The 18,386-nt window shown below is 65.5% G+C and carries 14 protein-coding genes; 8 read left to right on the top strand and 6 right to left on the bottom strand.

Annotated elements, in window-relative coordinates:
• The first annotated feature begins 267 nt into the window (after nucleotides 1-267).
• The 6 genes from OWC48_RS34125 (at nucleotide 268) to OWC48_RS34150 (ending at nucleotide 7,771) form a co-directional block, all read left to right on the top strand.
• Nucleotides 268-3,111: a winged helix-turn-helix domain-containing protein gene (locus OWC48_RS34125; protein ID WP_282523909.1), complete on the top strand. Its 2,844-nt coding sequence runs from the start codon at nucleotides 268-270 to the stop codon at nucleotides 3,109-3,111.
• 118 nt (nucleotides 3,112-3,229) lie between these two features.
• Nucleotides 3,230-3,937 carry a hypothetical protein gene (locus tag OWC48_RS34130; protein ID WP_282523910.1) on the top strand — a complete coding sequence of 236 codons (708 nt, stop codon included), beginning with the start codon at nucleotides 3,230-3,232 and terminating at the stop codon, nucleotides 3,935-3,937.
• Between the two features lie 193 nt (nucleotides 3,938-4,130).
• Entirely contained in the window at nucleotides 4,131-4,832 is a 702-nt protein-coding gene (locus OWC48_RS34135; protein WP_282523911.1) for a type 1 glutamine amidotransferase domain-containing protein, read from the top strand.
• Nucleotides 4,833-4,910: 78 nt separating this feature from the next.
• Nucleotides 4,911-5,864, top strand: coding sequence for an alpha/beta fold hydrolase (locus tag OWC48_RS34140; RefSeq protein ID WP_282523912.1), 954 nt, complete (start codon nucleotides 4,911-4,913; stop codon nucleotides 5,862-5,864).
• A gap of 38 nt (nucleotides 5,865-5,902) precedes the next feature.
• The gene (locus tag OWC48_RS34145; protein WP_282523913.1) at nucleotides 5,903-6,946 is read left to right on the top strand and encodes an alpha/beta fold hydrolase; all 1,044 of its coding nucleotides are present in this window, start codon (nucleotides 5,903-5,905) and stop codon (nucleotides 6,944-6,946) included.
• Nucleotides 6,947-7,051: 105 nt separating this feature from the next.
• Nucleotides 7,052-7,771 (top strand): hypothetical protein, encoded by a 720-nt coding sequence (locus OWC48_RS34150; RefSeq protein WP_282523914.1) that lies wholly within the window; start codon nucleotides 7,052-7,054, stop codon nucleotides 7,769-7,771.
• Between the two features lie 6 nt (nucleotides 7,772-7,777).
• Here OWC48_RS34150 and OWC48_RS34155 read toward each other — a convergent pair whose 3' ends face one another.
• A complete protein-coding gene (locus OWC48_RS34155; RefSeq protein WP_282523915.1) occupies nucleotides 7,778-10,654 on the bottom strand; it encodes a winged helix-turn-helix domain-containing protein in 2,877 nt (958 codons plus the stop codon).
• A 348-nt stretch (nucleotides 10,655-11,002) separates the two neighbouring features.
• Here OWC48_RS34155 and OWC48_RS34160 point away from each other — a divergent pair, with 348 nt between their 5' ends.
• Complete coding sequence (locus tag OWC48_RS34160) at nucleotides 11,003-11,980, top strand: helix-turn-helix domain-containing protein (RefSeq protein ID WP_282523916.1); 978 nt, start codon at nucleotides 11,003-11,005, stop codon at nucleotides 11,978-11,980.
• A gap of 226 nt (nucleotides 11,981-12,206) precedes the next feature.
• Here OWC48_RS34160 and OWC48_RS34165 read toward each other — a convergent pair whose 3' ends face one another.
• Both OWC48_RS34165 and OWC48_RS34170 read right to left on the bottom strand, forming a co-directional pair.
• On the bottom strand, nucleotides 12,207-14,528 hold the full coding sequence (locus tag OWC48_RS34165; RefSeq protein ID WP_282523917.1) for a molybdopterin guanine dinucleotide-containing S/N-oxide reductase: 2,322 nt from the start codon (nucleotides 14,526-14,528) through the stop codon (nucleotides 12,207-12,209).
• 182 nt (nucleotides 14,529-14,710) lie between these two features.
• On the bottom strand, nucleotides 14,711-14,890 hold the full coding sequence (locus tag OWC48_RS34170; RefSeq protein WP_282523918.1) for a hypothetical protein: 180 nt from the start codon (nucleotides 14,888-14,890) through the stop codon (nucleotides 14,711-14,713).
• On the opposite strand from OWC48_RS34170, the gene OWC48_RS34175 reads away from it, so the two are divergent.
• On the top strand, nucleotides 14,879-15,184 hold the full coding sequence (locus tag OWC48_RS34175; protein WP_249814683.1) for a RidA family protein: 306 nt from the start codon (nucleotides 14,879-14,881) through the stop codon (nucleotides 15,182-15,184). The two genes, OWC48_RS34170 and OWC48_RS34175, sit on opposite strands and share 12 nt — an antisense overlap.
• Nucleotides 15,185-15,200: 16 nt before the next feature.
• On the opposite strand, the gene OWC48_RS34180 is transcribed toward OWC48_RS34175, so the two are convergent.
• The 3 genes from OWC48_RS34180 to OWC48_RS34190 are packed head-to-tail and all read right to left on the bottom strand — an operon-like array spanning nucleotide 15,201 to nucleotide 18,287.
• Nucleotides 15,201-15,665, bottom strand: coding sequence for a hypothetical protein (locus tag OWC48_RS34180; RefSeq protein ID WP_282523919.1), 465 nt, complete (start codon nucleotides 15,663-15,665; stop codon nucleotides 15,201-15,203).
• A complete protein-coding gene (locus OWC48_RS34185) occupies nucleotides 15,649-16,566 on the bottom strand; it encodes a DUF2950 domain-containing protein (RefSeq protein WP_282523920.1) in 918 nt (305 codons plus the stop codon). The genes OWC48_RS34180 and OWC48_RS34185 overlap by 17 nt, the downstream gene beginning before the upstream one ends.
• Nucleotides 16,563-18,287: a DUF3300 domain-containing protein gene (locus tag OWC48_RS34190; RefSeq protein ID WP_282523996.1), complete on the bottom strand. Its 1,725-nt coding sequence runs from the start codon at nucleotides 18,285-18,287 to the stop codon at nucleotides 16,563-16,565. Before OWC48_RS34190 ends, OWC48_RS34185 begins: the two co-directional genes overlap by 4 nt.
• Nucleotides 18,288-18,386 lie beyond the last annotated feature (99 nt).

Genomic DNA, 18,386 nt, shown 5'->3' on the forward strand with positions numbered 1-18,386 from the left:
TTTGCTCGTTAGACGTTGCAAGATTTTGTTATGATCGGCGGCATCACAAGTTGGCGGCCAGACTGTCCTCTCGACGGTCAAGCACGCTGACGGGTCGTCCCGTTCGCTTCGCAAGCCGCTCGCGTTTAAGCGAAATTTGTCACGCATAGTCCTTGTGTGGCCGGCTGATTTGCCGCGCGATTTCGCCACTTTCGACCAGTTTACTCATGACCTCGTTCTGCTAGATCAGGATGCGGACAACAGCCCCTTCACTGGATTCATTGGCGCGTGGTGGACACTAACGACCAGGATGCGGCGATTTCCTTCGGGCCATTCCGGCTGTACGCGAGGTCGCGCCTGCTCGAGAAGGACGGCGCTCCGCTTCACCTCGGCGGCCGCGCACTCGACATCCTCATTTTTCTCGTCGAGCGCGCCGGCGAGGTCATCGACAAGCGTGAGTTGATCAAGCGCGTCTGGGCCGACGTGACGGTCGATGAAGGCAGCCTGCGCTTCCACATCACGACGCTACGCAAGGCCCTGGGCGATGCCGGCGAAGGCTCCCGCTATGTCGTCAATGTGCCCGGCCGTGGCTATTGCTTCACGGGCCCGCTGGTCCGGTCCGAATCGTCGGAGACGCGGACAGGCCCGGCCGTCCCGTCGCCTCACATACTCCCCCCGCCGCTTGCCAGGATGATTGGACGGGACGACGCGGTCGAGCGGATTTCCACCGAGCTTGCGCAGCATCGCTTCGTGACAATTGTCGGCCCCGGCGGGATTGGTAAGACTTCCGTCGCGCTCGCCGTCGCGCATCGCGAACTCCAGGCCTTCGACGGACAGGTCGACTTCGTTGATTTCGGCGCGCTGACGGATGCCAGGCTCGTTCCAAGCACCATCGCCACCACGCTCGGCCTGACCGTCAATTCCGAGGACCCAATGCCGGGCCTGCTGACGGTCCTGCGCAACCGTCGGATGCTGCTGATCTTCGACAGCTGCGAGCACATCATCGACGAGCTCGCGCCCCTGGCCGAGCACATCGTCCAGGAAGCGCCCGAGCTGCATATTCTCGCGACCAGCCGCGAATCCTTTCGCACCGAAGGCGAACGCGTCCACCGGTTGTTTCCGCTGGACTGCCCGCCCCAGCGCGACGGGCTCGGCATCGCCGACATCCTTGCCTATCCCGCAAGCCAGCTCTTCGTGGAACGCATTGCCGAGAGCCTGGGCGAATTCGAACTGAGTGAGGAGGATGCACCGCTTGTCGCCGAGATCTGCCGGCGACTGGACGGCATCGCGCTCGCGATCGAGCTCGCCGCCGGACGCGTGAACGCCTATGGGATTGCCGGGACCGCCTCGCTGCTCGACAGCCGCTTCTCGCTGCTGTGGCGGGGGCGCCGCACCGCGATCCCGCGGCACCAGACCCTGAGCGCCGCGCTCGCCTGGAGCTATGATTTGTTGCCGGCAGCCGAAAGCGCGACGCTGCGCGGATTGTCGGTGTTCGTCGGGCCATTCACGATGGAGGCCGCGCTCGCCGTTGCGTCCAGCCAGGGCATCAGCGAGCCCGAGGCGGTCGAGGCGATCTCGAACCTGCTCTCCAAATCGCTGATCGCAACCTCGCCTGCGGAGCGGCGGCTGCGCTATCGTCTGCTCGACACCACCCGCGCCTTCGTCGGCGCGAAGCTCGTCGAGAACGGCGAAGCGCCCCGTGTCGCGCGCGCTCACGCCGAATATTTCCGCGACTTCCTGCGCGACATCGCGCTCAAATCCACGGGCATGCAGACCGCGGGCGGCTTCCTTCCCTATGCCGACCATTTGCCCAATGTCAGGGCCGCGCTGACCTGGAGCTTTTCGGATGGCGCCGACCGGACGATCGGCGTGGATCTGGCGGCTTCGGCGGCCCAGTTTTTCCTCGAACTGACATTGCTGACGGAGTGCTATCGCTGGACGCAGCAGGCGCTGGTCTCTCTCGATACGAATTCGATCGACCGCCGCCAGGAGATGACGTTGCAGGCCGCGCTCGGCGTCTCCGTGATGTTCACGCAGGGCAATACCGAAGCGGTCCGGTCGGCGTTCACACGCAGTCTTCAGCTTGCGCGGGATCTCGAGGATCTGCACTGGCAGCTCTGGCTGCTGCGCGGATTGCACATCTACCTGACCAGGGTCGGGGATTTTCATGGCGCGCTCGGCACCGGCGAGCAGGGCGAGAGCGTTGCACGCAAGCTGAATGATCCAGCCGCCGCGCTGAACGTGGAATGGATGCTGGGCGTCGCGCACCATCTGATCGGCAATCAGGACAAGGCCGTGCAGTTCTGTGAGAGCGCGATGGTGCACAATCCCGGCTCGCAGCGGCTGAACATCGGGCATCTCGGTTATGACGACCGCATCGTCGCGCTGGTCGCGCTGGCGCGCGGGCTCTGGCTCACCGGCCGGCCCGATCGCGCGATCGAGGCGGCGAGATATACCGTTCGCGAGGCCGAACTGCTGGAACAACCGCTCACCCTCGGCATCTCCCTGATCTGGACGATCTACGTGTTCCTCTGGGTCGGCGACTGGGCCAATGCCGAAATCCTGATCGAACGACTGATCGACCATTCGGCGCGGCACTTCCTCGGTCCCTATCACGCCGTCGGCATCGGCCAGAAGGGCGAGCTCATGCTTCGCCGCGGCGACATCGCGGGCGGGATAGAGCATCTTCGCCGCAGCCAGGCCACGCTGTACGCGACGCGGCACCGGATCATGACGACGGTATTTGCGACGGCATTGGCGGAGGGCCTCGTGGCGGAAAACCAGCCGGACGAGGCCCTGCGCACGATCAATGAGGCCATTGCGCAGATTCCAGATCATGGCGAATCCTTCGACATGCCGGAGATGCTCAGGGTCAAGGGCGACATCCTCGTCCGGTCAGGCAACGCCGCGGAGGCCGAGCGCTGCTTCCGGAAATCGCTCGATCTGTCGCGCCGGCAGTGCGCGCTCGGCTGGGAGCTGCGGGGGGCGATCAGCCTCGGCCGGCTCCGGCACCAGGCCGGACAAGCGGGCGAAGCACGCGCCCTGCTCGCCCCGCTCGTCGCGCGGTACCAGGAAGGCCTCCAGACCCGTGATCTCGTGGCGGCCAGGGATCTCCTGAGCGCGCTGAATTGACAGTATCTTCAACGGGATACCGCCCAAGCACCTGCTCGCAACTCCTAACAACTTCTAACATGCCAAGCCGCATCCGCCCCGCCATGGTGGCGGCACTTCACGGTGGATATGGCGGGACATGGCGCTCCTTGACGATGTGATTGATGCCAGCGGCGGGATGGCCCGCTGGAATAGCTTGAACCGATTCACGCTCCACCTTTCCGTCGGCGGCTCGTTGTTCTCCAGCGCCGGACATGCCAGCGAATTCAAGGACGTGACGGCGGAGGGCTCGACCCGCGCCCAGTCGGTCCGCTTCACCGGCATCACCGGGGGTGAACACTCCGGCTGCTTTCAGCCCGACGCGATCACGATCGAGAGCCTCGAGGGTGAGGTGCTGCGCACCTGGAATAACCCGAGCCTTGCATTTCCCGAGACCGGCTCGCCTGCGCTCGCGGACGAACTGCACCTCGTCTTCTTCTGCGGCGTTGCGATCTGGAACTATCTGACCAACCCATTTCTGCTCGCCCATCCCGACGTCGTCACGGAGGAGCTTCCGCCGTGGCGCGAAAACGCTGACACGTGGCGGCGGCTGCGCGCGCAGTTTCCGCCGAACCTGATCACGCTCGCGCCCGAGCAGATCTTCTACTTCGACGAGAACGCGCTGCAACGGCGGACGGATCACGATCTGTTCGGAACCAAGGTCGCACATTATTCCTGGGCCCATGACAGCTTCGGCGGCATCGTCGTGCCCACATTGCGGCGAGCGCAGACGCTGCGGCCTGATGGAAGCGTGATCGCCAAGCCCGTGCTGATGGACGTCGAGATATTCGACGCGGTGTTCGAGTAGCGGTGGCGACGCGCGAGAGCTGGAACCGTTGCTCTCAACGCCTAACAATACATAACGAGCTAACACGCGGCCTTGGGTGCAGGATCGGGCTCACGAGCAACGAACAAGTGTCGTGCTCGAACGAGACCGAGACCGTCGCACCTCCACCACGAGGGGATGCGTCATTACAGCGAACGCACTCAAGGAGATCGTCATGAAGATTCTTATGGTTCTCACCTCCCACGACCAGCTCGGCAATACCGGACGCAAGACCGGGTTCTGGCTCGAGGAGCTCGCCGCCCCCTACTACGTGTTCAAGGATTCCGGCGCGGAGATCACACTCGCTTCGCCCAAGGGCGGCCGGCCGCCCCTCGATCCAAAGAGCAACGAGCCCGAGTTCCGCACCGACCTGACGCTGCGCTTCGAGGCGGACGCTGCCGCTGAAGCCCAGCTCGACAAGACGGTGCGCCTCGACAGCGTCAAGCAGGAAGACTTCGACACGCTGTTCTATCCCGGCGGTCATGGCCCGATGTGGGACCTCGCCGAAGACAAGAACTCGGTCAAGCTGATCGAATCCTTCCTCGCCGCCGGCAAGACCATCGCGGTGGTGTGCCACTCGACCGGCGCGCTGCGCCACGTCAAGACGCCCGATGGCAAGCCTTTGGTCGAGGGCAAGGAAGTCACCGGCTTCACCAACGGCGAGGAAGAGGACGTGGGCCTGACCAATGTCGTGCCGTTCCTGGTCGAGGACGAGATGTTGAAGCTGGGCGCGGTCTTCTCGAAAACGGCGAACTGGGGCGTACACGTCGTCAGCGCGGGCCAACTCATCACGGGACAGAATCCGCACTCCTCGGGCCCGGCCGCGCAGACGCTGCTCGCCGCCTTGAAGGGCAAGCCGCTGGCGAGGGCTTCGTAAATCCTGGATGCCACATCTCGAGAGGCGCCTACGATGACGCCTCTCGACGCCACGGTATCCCTCAGAGAGGCCACGATCATGAATTGGCTTACCTTCGCCCTCTCGGCCGCGCTGGCCTGCGTGACCGTGCAGGCCTCGGCACAGGATCTGCGGTCGAGCCGACGCTCGATCAGTTATCACACGATCGATATCGGGGGTCTCAACATCTTCTACCGCGAGGCCGGGCCCGCCGATGCGCCGACCGTGCTGCTGCTTCATGGTTTCCCATCCTCGTCGCGGATGTGGGAACCCCTGCTGCCACTGCTCGCCGACAAATATCACCTGATCGCGCCTGATTATCCCGGCTTCGGCAACAGCAGCGAGCCGCCGCCGTCCGACTTCACCTACACTTTTGACAACATCGCCGGCGTGATGGGCGAGCTGACGAACAAGCTCGGCCTGACCAACTACGTGCTGTTCATGCAGGACTATGGCGGCCCGGTCGGCTTCCGCATGGCGCTGGCGCATCCAGAGCGCGTTCGCGCCATCATGATCCAGAATGCCGTCTCGCATGAACAGGGACTGAGCCCGCTCTGGGAAGCGCGTCGCAAGTACTGGGCTGATCCGGCGCATGAGCTCGAGGCGCTCAAGGCGAACTTCACATCCTTGGCCGCGACGCGCCAGCGGCACCTCGGCTCCAGCCCGCACCCCGAGCGCTACGACCCTGACACCTGGACCGACGAATACGCATTCCTGACGCGTCCGGGGCAGGCCGAGATCCAGACCGCGCTGTTCCTGGATTACCGGACCAACGTCGCCTCCTATCCGAAATGGCAGGAGTGGCTGCGCAAGGCGCGGCCGCGGACGCTGGTGGTCTGGGGCAAATACGATCCGTCATTCACCGTCGCCGGCGCTTCGGCCTATCGCGACGATGTGCCGGATGCGGCGGTCCACATCCTCGAAGCCGGCCATTTCGCGCTCGACGAGGCGACCGACGAGATCGCTACGCTGGTCCGCGACTTCCTTGCGCGTCTGGACGGGCACAAGGGCTGACGGCGACTTGCACACTGCACCGACCACAGGAGGCACGTATGACCGACAACATCAGCCACGAACGACGTCGTTTCGTCGGCAGGGCTGCGATGGCACTCGCCGCGACCCAGCTTGCGCTGAGCACGACGGCTACGGCGAAACCGGCGAAGTCCGCCACCGTCGTCAAGCCCGTCGCCAACACCTCGTTCGCGTCCCTGAAACAGATCGACGCCGGCCTCCTCAACGTCGGCTATGCCGAGGCGGGTCCCGCGGATGGCCCGCCCGTGATCCTCCTGCATGGTTGGCCCTATGACATCTACGCCTTCGTCAATGTCGCACCGCTGCTCGCCGCGGCCGGCCGTCGCGTGATCGTGCCTTACCTGCGCGGCTACGGCAGCACGCGTTTCCTCTCCGACTCGACGATGCGGAACGGGCAGCCGGCGGCGATCGCGGCCGACATCGTCGCCCTGATGGACGCGCTCGGAATCGACAGGGCGACGATTGCCGGCTTCGACTGGGGTGCGCGCACCGCCAACATCATCGCTGCACTCTGGCCGGAGCGGGTCAACGCGACGGTGTCGGTGAGCGGCTATCTGATCGGCAGCCAGCAGGCCGGCAAGATGCCGCTGCCGCCGAAGGCCGAGCTGCAATGGTGGTACCAGTTCTATTTCGCGACCGAGCGCGGCCGCGAGGGCTATGACAAGTACCGTCACGATTTCTCCAAGCTGATCTGGCAGCTCGCGTCGCCCCAATGGCATTTCGACGACGCCACCTTCGACCGCAGCGCGAAGGCGTTCGACAATCCGGACCATGTGGCGATCGTGATCCATAATTATCGCTGGCGGCTCGGCCTCGCCGAAGGCGAACCGAAATACGCCGACGACGAGGCACGGCTGGCGCAAGCGCCCGTGATCGCCGTGCCTACCATCACCATGGAGGGTGATGCCAACGGCGCGCCGCATCCGGAACCGTCCGCTTATGCGAAGAAATTCTCCGGGCGTTATTCGCACCGGACCATCAAGGGCGGTATCGGCCACAATCTGCCGCAAGAGGCGCCGAAGGCCTTTGCCGACGCGGTGCTGGACGTCATGGCCGAAGCCTAGGCGCCGGGCCGGCCAACGGCACTTAACAACGCTTAACGGGCGATCGTCTGCGCACGGGGGTATCTCTATTGGGGCGACACCAACGATGCGAGAGGAAACGGCCGGATGATTCCGCTGCTGGCGAATGCGATCGAGGCCCATGGCGGGCTCGATCGATGGAATGCCCACGAGCGACTCACCGCCACGATCGTGACGGGCGGCGACCTCTGGATATTGAAGGGCGTCGATCAGGACCAGGCGCCGCGGACGATGCGGATCGAGCTGCATCGTGAGCGGGCTTCCGTGGAGCCGTTCGGCAAGCCCGGCCAGCGCACCGACTTCAGCCCGGAGCGGATCGCCATCGTGGCTGCGGACGGCCACGTCGTCGCGGAGCGCAACAATCCGCGCGGCTCGTTCGCGCGGCACGATATGCGCACGCATTGGGATCCGCTGCATCGCGCCTATTTCAACGGCTACGCGCTCTGGACCTACATGACTGCGCCGTTCCTGCTGGCGGCGGACGGGTTCGAAGTCCGGGAGATCGCACCCTGGCGCGAGGGCGCGGAGGTCTGGCGCGGATTGCGGGCGACCTTCCCGGCCGTGATCGCGAGCCACAGCGCCGAGCAGGATTTCTATTTTGGCCCCGACATGCTCATCCGCCGGCATGATTACCGGGTCGAGATCGCCGGCAATTTTCCGGCAGCTCAGTACGTATCCGATCCCGTCACCGTTGACGGCTTCAGGCTCCCGACCCGCCGGCGCATCTATCTGCGCGGCGACGATCTGATGCCGCTGCGTGACGAGCTGATGGTGTCGATCGATCTCGCGGATTTCCGGTTCGACTGAGCCTTGTCAGGCAGATGCCTCGTCCAGCACGAGCCGTGCGGCCTTCAAATCCGCCGTCTCGAATCCTTCCGAGAACCGCGCATAGGTTGCGGCGAGATCGTCGAGCGGATTCTTGATGCCCTGCTGAAGCCGAAGCGCCGCAAGCGACATCTCGGTCCGCAATCGCCAGGACAACGCGCCCTGCTGCTCGGCCAGCGCGAGCGATGCGGCAAAGCTCGCTTCGGCGGCCCCGAGATCACCGGTCCGCGCCTCGAGGTCGCCGCGCCGGCGCAGGAGCTCGGGCATGTCAAAACCTCCGCCGCCCTGCTCGACGCGAGCGATCGTCGCGTGCAGGACTTGCAACCCTTCCGTCAACCGTCCCAGCGCCGCCAGTCCTTGCGACAGGTCTGCGGCGAACGCGGATGCGTAGAGCTCGTAGCGATCAGCATGCAGGCGCGGCAGCGCGCTCCGCAGCAAATCGACACCGTCGGCCACCTCGCCGCGGGCGATCATGGTCTGCGCGCGAAAGCCGCTCGCGACGGCTTCGTACGGCGCGAGCCCGTGCAAATTCGCATGGGTCGCGAGGCGTCCCGTCATCGTCTCGACGGCGGCCCAGTCGCCGACCCAGCCGAACACCGAGGATGACCAGCACAGCGCGATGCAATGCATCACCACATCGCGCGGCGCGGCGGCGCCGACGAGCGGGCGGACGCAATCGAGTGCGCGGTCGGGGAAGCCGCGTAGCCACAGCACCCGCGCGAGCGGAATCTGCGGCGTGCGCGAATAGGCGAAATGCCCGGGCTCCGTTCCGCGCAGCGCGGCGTCGTCGCGCACGCCTTCGTCGAGATGGGCCTGCGCCTCGGCCTGGTCGCCGGCGAGATGATAGGACACGCCGAGAAGTGCCTTGCTGCCTGCGATCCCCGCGGTGTCGCCGATCTGGCGGGCGATGCGCTCGGCCTGGCGTGCGGTCGGCACGAGGTGCCTGTAGTCGCCGGTGCGGCGATAGAACATGTTCAGCCGCGACAGCAGCCTGAACGCATTGGCGTGATCGTCGAGCGATTCCGCGATCTCCAGCCCGCGCCGCAGTGCGGCCTCGGCCTGCTCGCTGTTGCGCTCCGTGAACATAAAGGCGTGGCCGAGCGTCGACTGGAGCTCGAGCTCACATTTACCGCCCTGGTTGGCATCGTCGAGCATCGTGAGCGCGCGGCCCGACCAGATGCGCGCCTCGTTCAGCAGATTGAGCTCGACGAACAGCCTTGCGGCGCTGCCGGCGAGCGGCACGCGCAGGGCGGCACCGTCGTGGTTGGCAAAACTCCATTCCAACGCCGCACGAGCATCTGCGAGCAGGCTCGCGCGCGCCTGCAGGCGCGAAGCCTGGTCGCCCTGTTCCGCCAAGCCGGCTTCGAGCGTGCGCTGAACATAGGCCGTGTGACGGCGCGCGATCGCCGCCGCTTCGCCTGCGTCGACCAGCTTCTGCATGGCATAGGCGCGCGTGGCATCCAGCAGGCGATAGCGTCGCGATGCGCCATCGGGCTGCGCCGACACCAGCGACTTGGCCACGAGCTGCTCCAGCGCATCGACGACACGATCACCCGGCGTTCCCTCCTCCGCCGCGACCGACATCGCACCCTTGAGCGTGAAGGGGCCAGCGAAGATGGCGAGCCGCTGAAGCACGGTCCGCTCGTTGTCGCCAATCAGGCCAAAGCTCCAGTCGAGTGTCGCGCCGAGCGTCTGCTGCCGTGGCGGCGCCGTTCGCCGTCCGCGCCATTCGAGCTTGAGCCGGGAGTCAAGCAGCGCGGCCATCTCCCGCAATCCGTAGACGCCGACGCGCACGGCGGCGAGCTCGATCGCGAGCGCGATGCCGTCGAGCTTGCCGCAGATCTCGGCCAGGACCTCCGCATCCTCGTCCGTGATATCGCCGCGATGGCCTGCGGCCGCGGCACGATCGATGAACAGCTGCGCGGCCGGATAATCCAGCACTTCGCCGGCACTGAGGCGGGCGCCTTGCGGCGGGCCGGCCAGCGGAACGAGCTCGAAGATCTGCTCGCCTTCCACCAGCAGCGACTCGCGGCTGGTGGCTAGAATGGCGATGCCCGGCGCCTCGCGATAGATGTTTTCGGCCAGACGCGCGACCTCGTCGATGACGTGCTCGCAGCTGTCGAGGATGAGAAGCAGCCGCCGTCCGCGCAGGAAATTGATGATGCTGCCTGAGGGATCATCGTGATGCACGACGAGGCCCAGAGTGGCGGCAACCGTGCTCGCGACCAGCGTGGCGTCCTTCAATGGGCCGAATTCGAGGAAATGAACGTGGCCGTCGAATGCCTGCCACATGTCATGCGCGAGCGCGGTTGCAACCGTGGTCTTGCCGATGCCGCCCGGTCCTCGCAGCGTGACGAAGCGGTCGCTCAGCAGACGCGCCGACAACTCGGGCAGCACGTCGTCCCGACCGATCATCCGGTCCAGCCGATGCGGCAAGGCCGCCGGCGCCACCGCTCGTTCGGGCGCACGCAACACGGGCACGGGCGCCACGTTGCGTTCGTTACGTTGCACAGGCGCGACGAAGCAATAGCCGCGGCTCGGGACGTTGGTGATGTAGCGAGCCCCATCCTTGCCGTCGCCAAGCACCTTGCGCAGCTCCGCGACATGGACGCGCAGGCTGATCTCCTCGACCGCGAGGCCGGACCACGCGTAGCTCAAAATCTCGTTCTTCGGCACCACTTCGCCGGCACGGCTGAGGAGCAGGCGCAGAATGTCCATCGCGCGGCTGCCGAGCTTGACCGGCGCTCCGTCCCTCTCGAGCAACCGCGACCGCAGCGAAAACGGTCCGAACGAGACTGCGTCGAAATCAAGGCTCGCCCCGGCGCCATTGCCGGGCGAGCTATGTCCTGCCGGGGGTTCGGTCACTTCTGACTCATCTTGACGGCCATTTCATTCAAATGCGCGGCGACTATACCCGCCGTCGATGCAGGGTCCAGCAAGGCCCCGCGCCGGCCTCACACCGGCATATCGATCGCCGCGCGATGTTCTGCAATGTCCTCACACCGCACCGATCTGCGCAAATAATTGAAAAGCTGGACAGAATCGAACGTCCTGCGGCGGGCTGTCACACTTTATGCGCACGCACAAAATCTAACACCTCCTAATCATCACTAACGGGCTTCTTGCCTGGCTCACGCCTATCCTCTGACCGTGGAGAGCACCCAGAGTTGGCCGATCGTTGCAAGCGGCGGCGAGACCAGGAGAGGACGCGCTATGTTCAATGACTTGCAGGCAGCGCATGCCTGGATCGAATTTCCCGCCAGCCGGTGTGATCGCGAGGTCGCGCACGGGATGCGAGCAATCGCGCAGGAAAGCGGATGGCGCAAGATCGACCGCGGTCTGGACGCGGACATCACGATTTCGCGATGGGGGGACTCGCGGGCGATCTCGTCGCACGAAGCGACGACGCCGCCGGACCGCTATTTCGTCGCCATCGCGCTGAAGACCGCCCGGGTCAAGCTGACGCGTGACCGTCAGATCATCTTCGACGGCACCATGCCTGCGGGCACGCTGTACGTCAGTGCGCCATCGAAGCTTCTCGGCGTGCAATTCCAGTCGCCCTGCGCTTTCCTGCACTTCCACGTCTCCACCGCTCATTTCTCGGCGGCGCGGCCCGCGACGGAGGGCCTCAATGACCTCGTCCTGCTGCGCGACCCGCTCGCCGCCGAGCTCGCCAAGGCACTGACCGAGCATGGCGATACTGCGGACCAGCAGTTCGCACGCTGCATCGGCGAGACCCTTGCGATGCATCTGACCCGGCTCGAGCTGCCACGCGCAAAAGTCAATGCCTTGCCGAAATGGCGGCTGCGGCGCGTCGAGCAATTTATCGCCGATCACTTTGATCGCTGTATCAGCCTGTCCGAGCTCGCCAATGTCGCTGGCCTCTCGAGGATGCATTTCGCGGCACAGTTCCGCGCCGCGACCGGCTACCGTCCACGTGAATATCTGCTCAATCATCGGGTCGAGCATGCGAAGACCTTGCTCACGACGACCGAGCGGCCCCTGGCGGAGATCGCACTTGCCGTCGGCTTCAGCACCCAGGCGCATTTTTCGACCGTGTTCAAGCGCATCAGCGGCGAGTCACCGGCACGCTGGCGTCTGGCCAGCAGGACCCTGCTGCCTGCTACGGAGGCGCTTCCGCGGCGGCGCCCTGCCGCGGACATGGATTGGATGGTCGGCGCAGCGGCGTAGTTCTTTGGCGTGAGTGCCTACCACTCGCGCCGGCTCGAGCCCTTTTTCCTCCCGGGGCCTGCGAGCCTCTCGGGCCGTCCCTGCGCCCACAGAGGGCGGCCCCTTTTTCTTTCTGCCTCTCGTGTCCCGGACGCGCTGCGGTTCGCGGCGCATTTCGCGCAGCCCGGACGGAGCGCAGCGTAATCCGGCGCCTTCACACTACAGCGCAACAATCCCGGCGACGCGCCTACACCGGATCGAACGCGCGGATCGGCGGCAGGTTGCCGGTGAACTTCTCCACCTCGACCGTCGTGAGCTGGCCGGTGCAGCCTTGCGCGAAGGACGAGGTGCCGATGTCGCGGGTGAGAACATTCGGATTGCCGTGAACGCAGAGCGGCGCCTCGTCCTCGGGGTCCATCGGATCGTACCAGGCGCCGGTCGGAAGCTGCACGACGCCGGCCGCGATGCCGTCGGTGACGTGGACTGCGGCGAGGCAGGCGCCGCGCTCGTTGAACAGGCGGATGATGTCACCATCCCTGATGCCGCGCGCATCCGCATCGCGCGGATTCATGCGCGCGACCTCGCGGCCGCGATGTTTTGCGGCAAGCGAGTGGCCACCGAAATCGAGCTGGCTATGCAGGCGCGTCACTGGCTGGTTGGCGACGAGGAAGCACGGCGCGCCGGGTTTCGGCATGTCGGTCTTCTTCAGCCAGACCGGATGGCCGGGGCAATCGGCATCGCCGTGCGCGGCGATCTTGGCTGAATAGATCTCGATGCGGCCGCTCGGCGTCGGCAGCGGATGATTGACCGGATCCTCGCGAAAACTGCGCAGCCGGCCGCCGTCGTCGGGCTGTTGCGGTACGACCAGGCTGCCGCGCCGCCAGAATTCGTCGAAATCAGGCGCCTCAAGGCCACGCGCTTGAAGCGAGGCACGAGTCGGCTCGTACAGATGTTCGAGCCACTGCCGCACCGTGCGCCCTTCGGTGAAAGGTTCGCGTGCACCTAGGCGCTCGGCGAGATCGGCAAAGATGTCGTAATCGTCACGCGCAAGGCCAAAGGGCTCGGCGATCTGGTGCATCGCGACCATCAGGGGATCGTTGGTCGAATAGCCGATGTCCTCGCGCTCCAGCGTCATGGTCGAGGGCAGCACGATGTCCGCGTGCCGCGCCGTCGCGGTCCAGGCGAGCTCGTGCACGACGAACGTATCGAGCTGCGCGAAAGCCTTGCGCAAGCGGTTGATGTCCTGGTGGTGATGGAAGGGATTGCCGCCGGCCCAGTAGACGAGGCGGATGTCCGGATAGGTACGCGTCTCGCCATTGTAGCGATAGGTCGTGCCGGGATTGAGCAGCATGTCGGCGATGCGCGCGACCGGAATGAAATCGCGCACGCCGTTGCGACCCTGTCCCAGCGTCGGTCCCGGCGCGTCGTTGACGCGGCGGCCGTAATAGCCGATCGCGCCGAGCGAATAAGCATAGCCGCCGCCAGGCAGGCCGATCTGGCCGAGCGCTGCTGCGAGCACCATGCCCATCCACACCGGCTGCTCGCCATGCTCGGCGCGCTGGAGCGAATGCGAAACGGTGATCAGCGCACGCTTTCCGGCGGCGCGGCGCGCGAGCTCGCGGATCGCCTCCGCATCGACACCGCAAATCGCGGCGGCCCATTCGGCATGCTTGGCCTGCCCGTCGCTCTCGCCGTTGAGATAGCGCAGGAACACGGGCCAACCTTCGGTGTAGCGATCGAGGAAGGCCTGGTCGTGCAGACCTTCGCTCACAAGCGTGTGGACGATGCCGAGCATCAGGGCGGTGTCGGTGCCGGGCAGGCACGTCATCCATTCGGCACCGGCCTCGACGGGAAGATCGTCGCGCAGCGGGCTGACCAGGATGAACGCGCAGCCGCGCCGGCGCGCGGCTTCCATGGCGCCGCGCTCGACATGCTTGCTGATCGAGCCGCCGGCCACCATGGAGTTCTTCAGCGCCATGCCGCCGAACGCCAGCACGATGTCGGTGTTCCCGGCAATCTGCTCCCAGGTGACGTTGCGCTTGGTGATGTCCTCGTAGCCGGCGAGAATTTGCGGCAGCAGCACCGAGGAAGCGCCCGAAGAGTAAGTGTTCACCGAACGCACATAGCCGCCCATCGCGATGTTGAGGAAGCGATGCACCTGGCTCTGGGCATGATGGAAGCGGCCCGCGCTCGACCAGCCGTAGGAGCCGCCGAACACGGCGCCGGGGCCGCGCGTGTCGCGGATGCGGCCGAGCTCGTCGCCGAGCAGATCGAGCGCCTTCTCCCAACTGACGGAGACGAACTCGTCGCGGCCGCGGCGATCGTCCGGGCCAGGTCCGCGCTCGAGCCAGCCGCGGCGGATCGCCGGCTGGGCGATGCGCGCCTGATGACGCAGCGCGCCGGGGAAATTGCCGATGATGCCGTTCGGATCGGGGTCGCCCGCATAGGCCCTGACCTCGAGCCCGGCTTCGCTTTGACGCGCGGAAAACACGCCCCAATGCGAGGTGTGCGGCTTGAAGCCGTCAGACAGGTCGAGGCCGGGGTCGGGAAAGCCAATCGTATCGTCCATCGTCTGATCCTTGTTCCGGTACGGCACGGGTCCAGCCGCGACCGCGTCAATTCCGGTGGCAGTATACCGATCCGCATCCTGATGTCGTCGGGATCAGGGCCGCCGGAAACGCCGGGCTCCCGCGCGCAAGTACAGCTTGGTGACCGTCCGACCGCGCGACCAGCGGCGATTCTTGAGCCAATTTATTCTTTATTTTCAATATCTTGTGGATGATCCTCGGGGCGCTCCGGCCGCGAAATCTCTTCAAACGACATCGACATGGAAATGTGCGATATGCCGCCCATCCCCGCAGCAGCATCGGTCTCATCATGATCCAGCGCGTCTTGCCCTACGAAGGACTCCTCCACGAAGTGGTCGAGCATAATGGCGTGCTCTACATCGGCGGGATCGTCCCCGAGGACACCAGCCTCGATATGTCGGGCCAGGCCAACGACGTCCTCGGGCAGCTGGCGCGGCTGCTGAAGACGCTCGGCTCCGATCTCGCCAACGTCTTGCAGGTGACCATCTTCATGACCAACCTCAAGGAGAAGGCGGAGTTCAACGCTGCCTGGAAGGCGCACTTTGCGGAAGCCCACCTGCCGGCGCGCGCTGCGATCGGCGTGGCTGATCTCGGTCCGGGCGTCAAACTCGAGATGACGGCCATCGCGGCCCGGTAACCCAGGCTCGAGGCGCTCACTTCCAGGCGATCGTGATCGTGCTGATGTTGGAGGCGAGCTCGAGTCCGGCCTTCGGGCCTTGCAGCACGATCGTCACGCCCTTTTCGTTGCGCAGGTGGACGCCGTTCACGCCGCCGACGAGGGCGAAGCCGCCGCCGACGGAGCTGTAGGTGCCGACGAAGTCGCCGACATCGCGGATGCCCGATGCGCGGCCATCAAATCTGCCGATGGTCGCACCGGCCGTAATGCCGACGCTCAAGCCTGAGATCTTGAAGGGATAATTCCGGCCACGGTAGTTCAGCACGCCACTGCCGGTACCGCCTCCGACCAGCAGACCAGCCTTGACGAACGTCACCTGGACATGGCCGCTCGCTTGCGCAAACGACGGCGTGGCCGGCATCGCGAGCAGGAAGAGCGCGAACGTCGCAAAGCCGATTGCGATCGCGCGCCGCATGCGTTCCGATTTAAGGCTTCGCGGCATCGACCTTCTTCCAGGTTTGGTCGGGATCGAACAACGTGGTGCGTTCGGCGATTGAGGCCGTGCGGTTGCCGAGATCCTTCTGGTAGACGGTGCCGGCATGATTGACGAGAAAAGTCATCACGCCGGAATTGCCGTATTCCGCCGGCCAGGCAATCAGTGCGAAGCCGCCGATCATCTTGCCCTTGACGACATAGTTGAGCGCGCCGCCCGGCGCATCCGGGCCCTGCCCCTTGAGGATGCGGAAGTAGTAGCCGTGGTAGGGCGCGGGTCCGACGTCGCCTGCGCGATAGCCTTCTTTCGAAGCATCGGCCGCCAGCGCGCCGAGCGGGCTCGGATCGCTGTCGTCGCGCCAGAACAGGCCGTCCTTCTTGCCGGGCGACGAGACGATACGTTGCGCGTAGACGCCGGCACCCTCGCCGCGATCCTTGTCGGCATATTCATTCTGGGCATCGACATAGGCGAGCGCGGTCTGGATCGCATCGAGCTCGTTGCGGCCGATGCGGCGACGAAGCACTTCGATCCGTCCTTCGTCGGTGTCGAACGCCCAGCCCGTCTTGGTGTTGACCAGTGGAATCGGGAACGGGAAATCGTCCGGCCCCAGCATCAAGGTCGCGGTCTTGTTGCCCTCCGCCTTGATGCCGTGCTTGGCGTCGTACATCGACGTGAAGCGCTGACGGATGTCGTTGTCGGCGACCTCGTCACCGGACGAGACGATATCCTCGGCGGCCCTGCCGAGCACCTTCAGAATGTCGCTCGGTCCGCTTTTGACCGCGGCCGCGAGCGCGGCGGCCGCATCCTCCGGTGTCTTGTAGGATTGCTGCGCCTGTGCCGCCGAGCCAAGCATGGCGAGCGCCACCACGCCCGGCAGGATCGCGCGATGGAGCGATTTCAGGCCGATCATGGCGTCACCTCCGCAGGGATCTTCGCGCCGTCGGCGAGCCAATCGCGGTAGGTGCGGAACGTCAGGCCAAGCTTGTCATAATAGACGCGCAGATAGCCATCGCTGCCGCGCGCCACAGCGTCAGGCATCACCCGCTCGACTTCCTGCGCCATCACGCCGACATAGGCCTTGTCGCTGCCGATGTAGCTGAAGCGATAATAGCCGAGGCCGTTGGAGAGATGGCCGAGCAGCGTGATGTCGTGCTTCAGCGCGATGTCGGAGCGCCGGCCACCGCCGCCACCGCCGCGGCCTCCTCCGCCGCCTCCACCACGGAAGCCGCCACCACCACCACCATGCATGGCCATTCCGCCACCGCCGCCGCGCCCGGCAAAGCCTCCGCCGCCACCGCCGCGCGGCATGCTCGCCATGCTGGAGCGTCCGCGCGCCGATGCTGCAGCCGCCGCCCGGCCCGACGAGACGTTCATCGCACCGCCGCGATTGCCGCCACCGCCACGATTGGCGGCAGCGCCGCCGCCGGCACGGTTCGCAGCCTTTGCACGATCGCCGCCGCCCTTACCTGCATTCTTGCCTGCATTCTTGGCGCGATCTCCACCACCCTTGGCACGATCTCCCGCGCCGGCGCGATCGCCGCCGCCGGGCCGGTCGCCGCGATTGCCGGCACGATCACCGCGATCACCAGCACGATCTCCTGCACGGTCACCCGGACCACCACGATCACCGGCACGGTCGCCGGCGCGATCTCCCGCCCGGTCTCCCGCACCTTGGCTCGGGCGCAGCACCTGGTTGCCGTCCCGGCCGCGGAAATCCATCCGATCCGACGCGCCGGCCCTGATGTTGTTGTTGCCGAAGCGCTGCTGGACGTTGATGTTGTTATAGCGCACTCCGCCGCGATGCGCCGGATTATGCTGCCAGCCGTTGCCGATGTTGGTGGTGCGATGATTGACGTAGACGTTGCGGTTGCCCCAGTTGCAGCCGCCCCCCCAGTAATTGCCCCAGCGCCCGATCGCCCAGGCCGAGCCGAAGGCAATGCCGGCCGCGACCACGCCGGCGCCGATATAGGACGGATAGCCCCAATAATAGGGCGGGTACTCCGCGTAGGGCCAAGCGCCGTAGACCGTCGCCGGATCGTAATAGGGCACGTACATCTCGGCGGGATCGGCCTGCTGGATGACCACCACCTGCTTGCCTTCCTGGCTCTGAACGCTGACCTTCTGCTGCTTGGTCGTGACCAGCTTCTTGTTGTCGTAGGCCTTGTTGCGCAATCGCTGGATCGCGTCCATCACATCGGGTTGCTGGGCCAGAAAAGCGTCGCCGAGTTTCTGGGTCCATTCGAGCTTGTCGCTCATCATCGACAACACATCGGCGGTGCTCGCCAGCGCCTTGACGCTGTCGTCCCAGGCCTGCTTGTCGACCTCGGCCTTGAGCGCATCGCCCTTCAGCGACTTGCGCTCCTTCAGCCAGCGATCGGCCTGCACCACTTCCAGCGGATAGGTCGATGCCGCCAGCACATTGGCCAGCAGCTCGTCGGGATAAAGCGCGATCGGCGCCACCAGTGCCTCGAGCTGTTCGGGTTTCAAGAGTTCGGCGCTCGGCGGAGGCGGACTTGCGGGCTGTGCCTGCGTGCTTGGCGCCGCCGGCTGGTCAGCTGTCTGCGCGGTTGCGGTGATCGGCATCGTCAGCATCAACGCAAGCGCCATCAGGATCTTGCCGCAGCGAAACATGCCATCCTCCATCGAACTTTCCGGCCACCAAGATCGGGCCGCGGTATGGGCGTTTATTGATCAAGATCAACGAAGGGCTGCTTCGCCGCCGTGTTGCGG

Origin of the sequence: Bradyrhizobium sp. Arg816 (genome assembly GCF_029989365.1) — a bacterium.
In the GTDB taxonomy this organism is placed as follows: Bacteria; Pseudomonadota; Alphaproteobacteria; order Rhizobiales; family Xanthobacteraceae; genus Bradyrhizobium.

Excerpts from the sequence above, each read along its gene's own strand:
- OWC48_RS34180 (WP_282523919.1), bottom strand. The coding sequence starts at position 15,665 with ATGCCGCGAAGCCTTAAATCGGAACGCATGCGGCGCGCGATCGCAATC.
- OWC48_RS34140 (WP_282523912.1), top strand. The coding sequence starts at position 4,911 with ATGAATTGGCTTACCTTCGCCCTCTCGGCCGCGCTGGCCTGCGTGACC.
- OWC48_RS34145 (WP_282523913.1), top strand. The coding sequence starts at position 5,903 with ATGACCGACAACATCAGCCACGAACGACGTCGTTTCGTCGGCAGGGCT.
- OWC48_RS34190 (WP_282523996.1), bottom strand. The coding sequence starts at position 18,287 with ATGTTTCGCTGCGGCAAGATCCTGATGGCGCTTGCGTTGATGCTGACG.
- OWC48_RS34150 (WP_282523914.1), top strand. The coding sequence starts at position 7,052 with ATGATTCCGCTGCTGGCGAATGCGATCGAGGCCCATGGCGGGCTCGAT.
- OWC48_RS34130 (WP_282523910.1), top strand. The coding sequence starts at position 3,230 with ATGGCGCTCCTTGACGATGTGATTGATGCCAGCGGCGGGATGGCCCGC.
- OWC48_RS34135 (WP_282523911.1), top strand. The coding sequence starts at position 4,131 with ATGAAGATTCTTATGGTTCTCACCTCCCACGACCAGCTCGGCAATACC.
- OWC48_RS34160 (WP_282523916.1), top strand. The coding sequence starts at position 11,003 with ATGTTCAATGACTTGCAGGCAGCGCATGCCTGGATCGAATTTCCCGCC.
- OWC48_RS34170 (WP_282523918.1), bottom strand. The coding sequence starts at position 14,890 with ATGCTCGACCACTTCGTGGAGGAGTCCTTCGTAGGGCAAGACGCGCTG.
- OWC48_RS34165 (WP_282523917.1), bottom strand. The coding sequence starts at position 14,528 with ATGGACGATACGATTGGCTTTCCCGACCCCGGCCTCGACCTGTCTGAC.
- OWC48_RS34185 (WP_282523920.1), bottom strand. The coding sequence starts at position 16,566 with ATGATCGGCCTGAAATCGCTCCATCGCGCGATCCTGCCGGGCGTGGTG.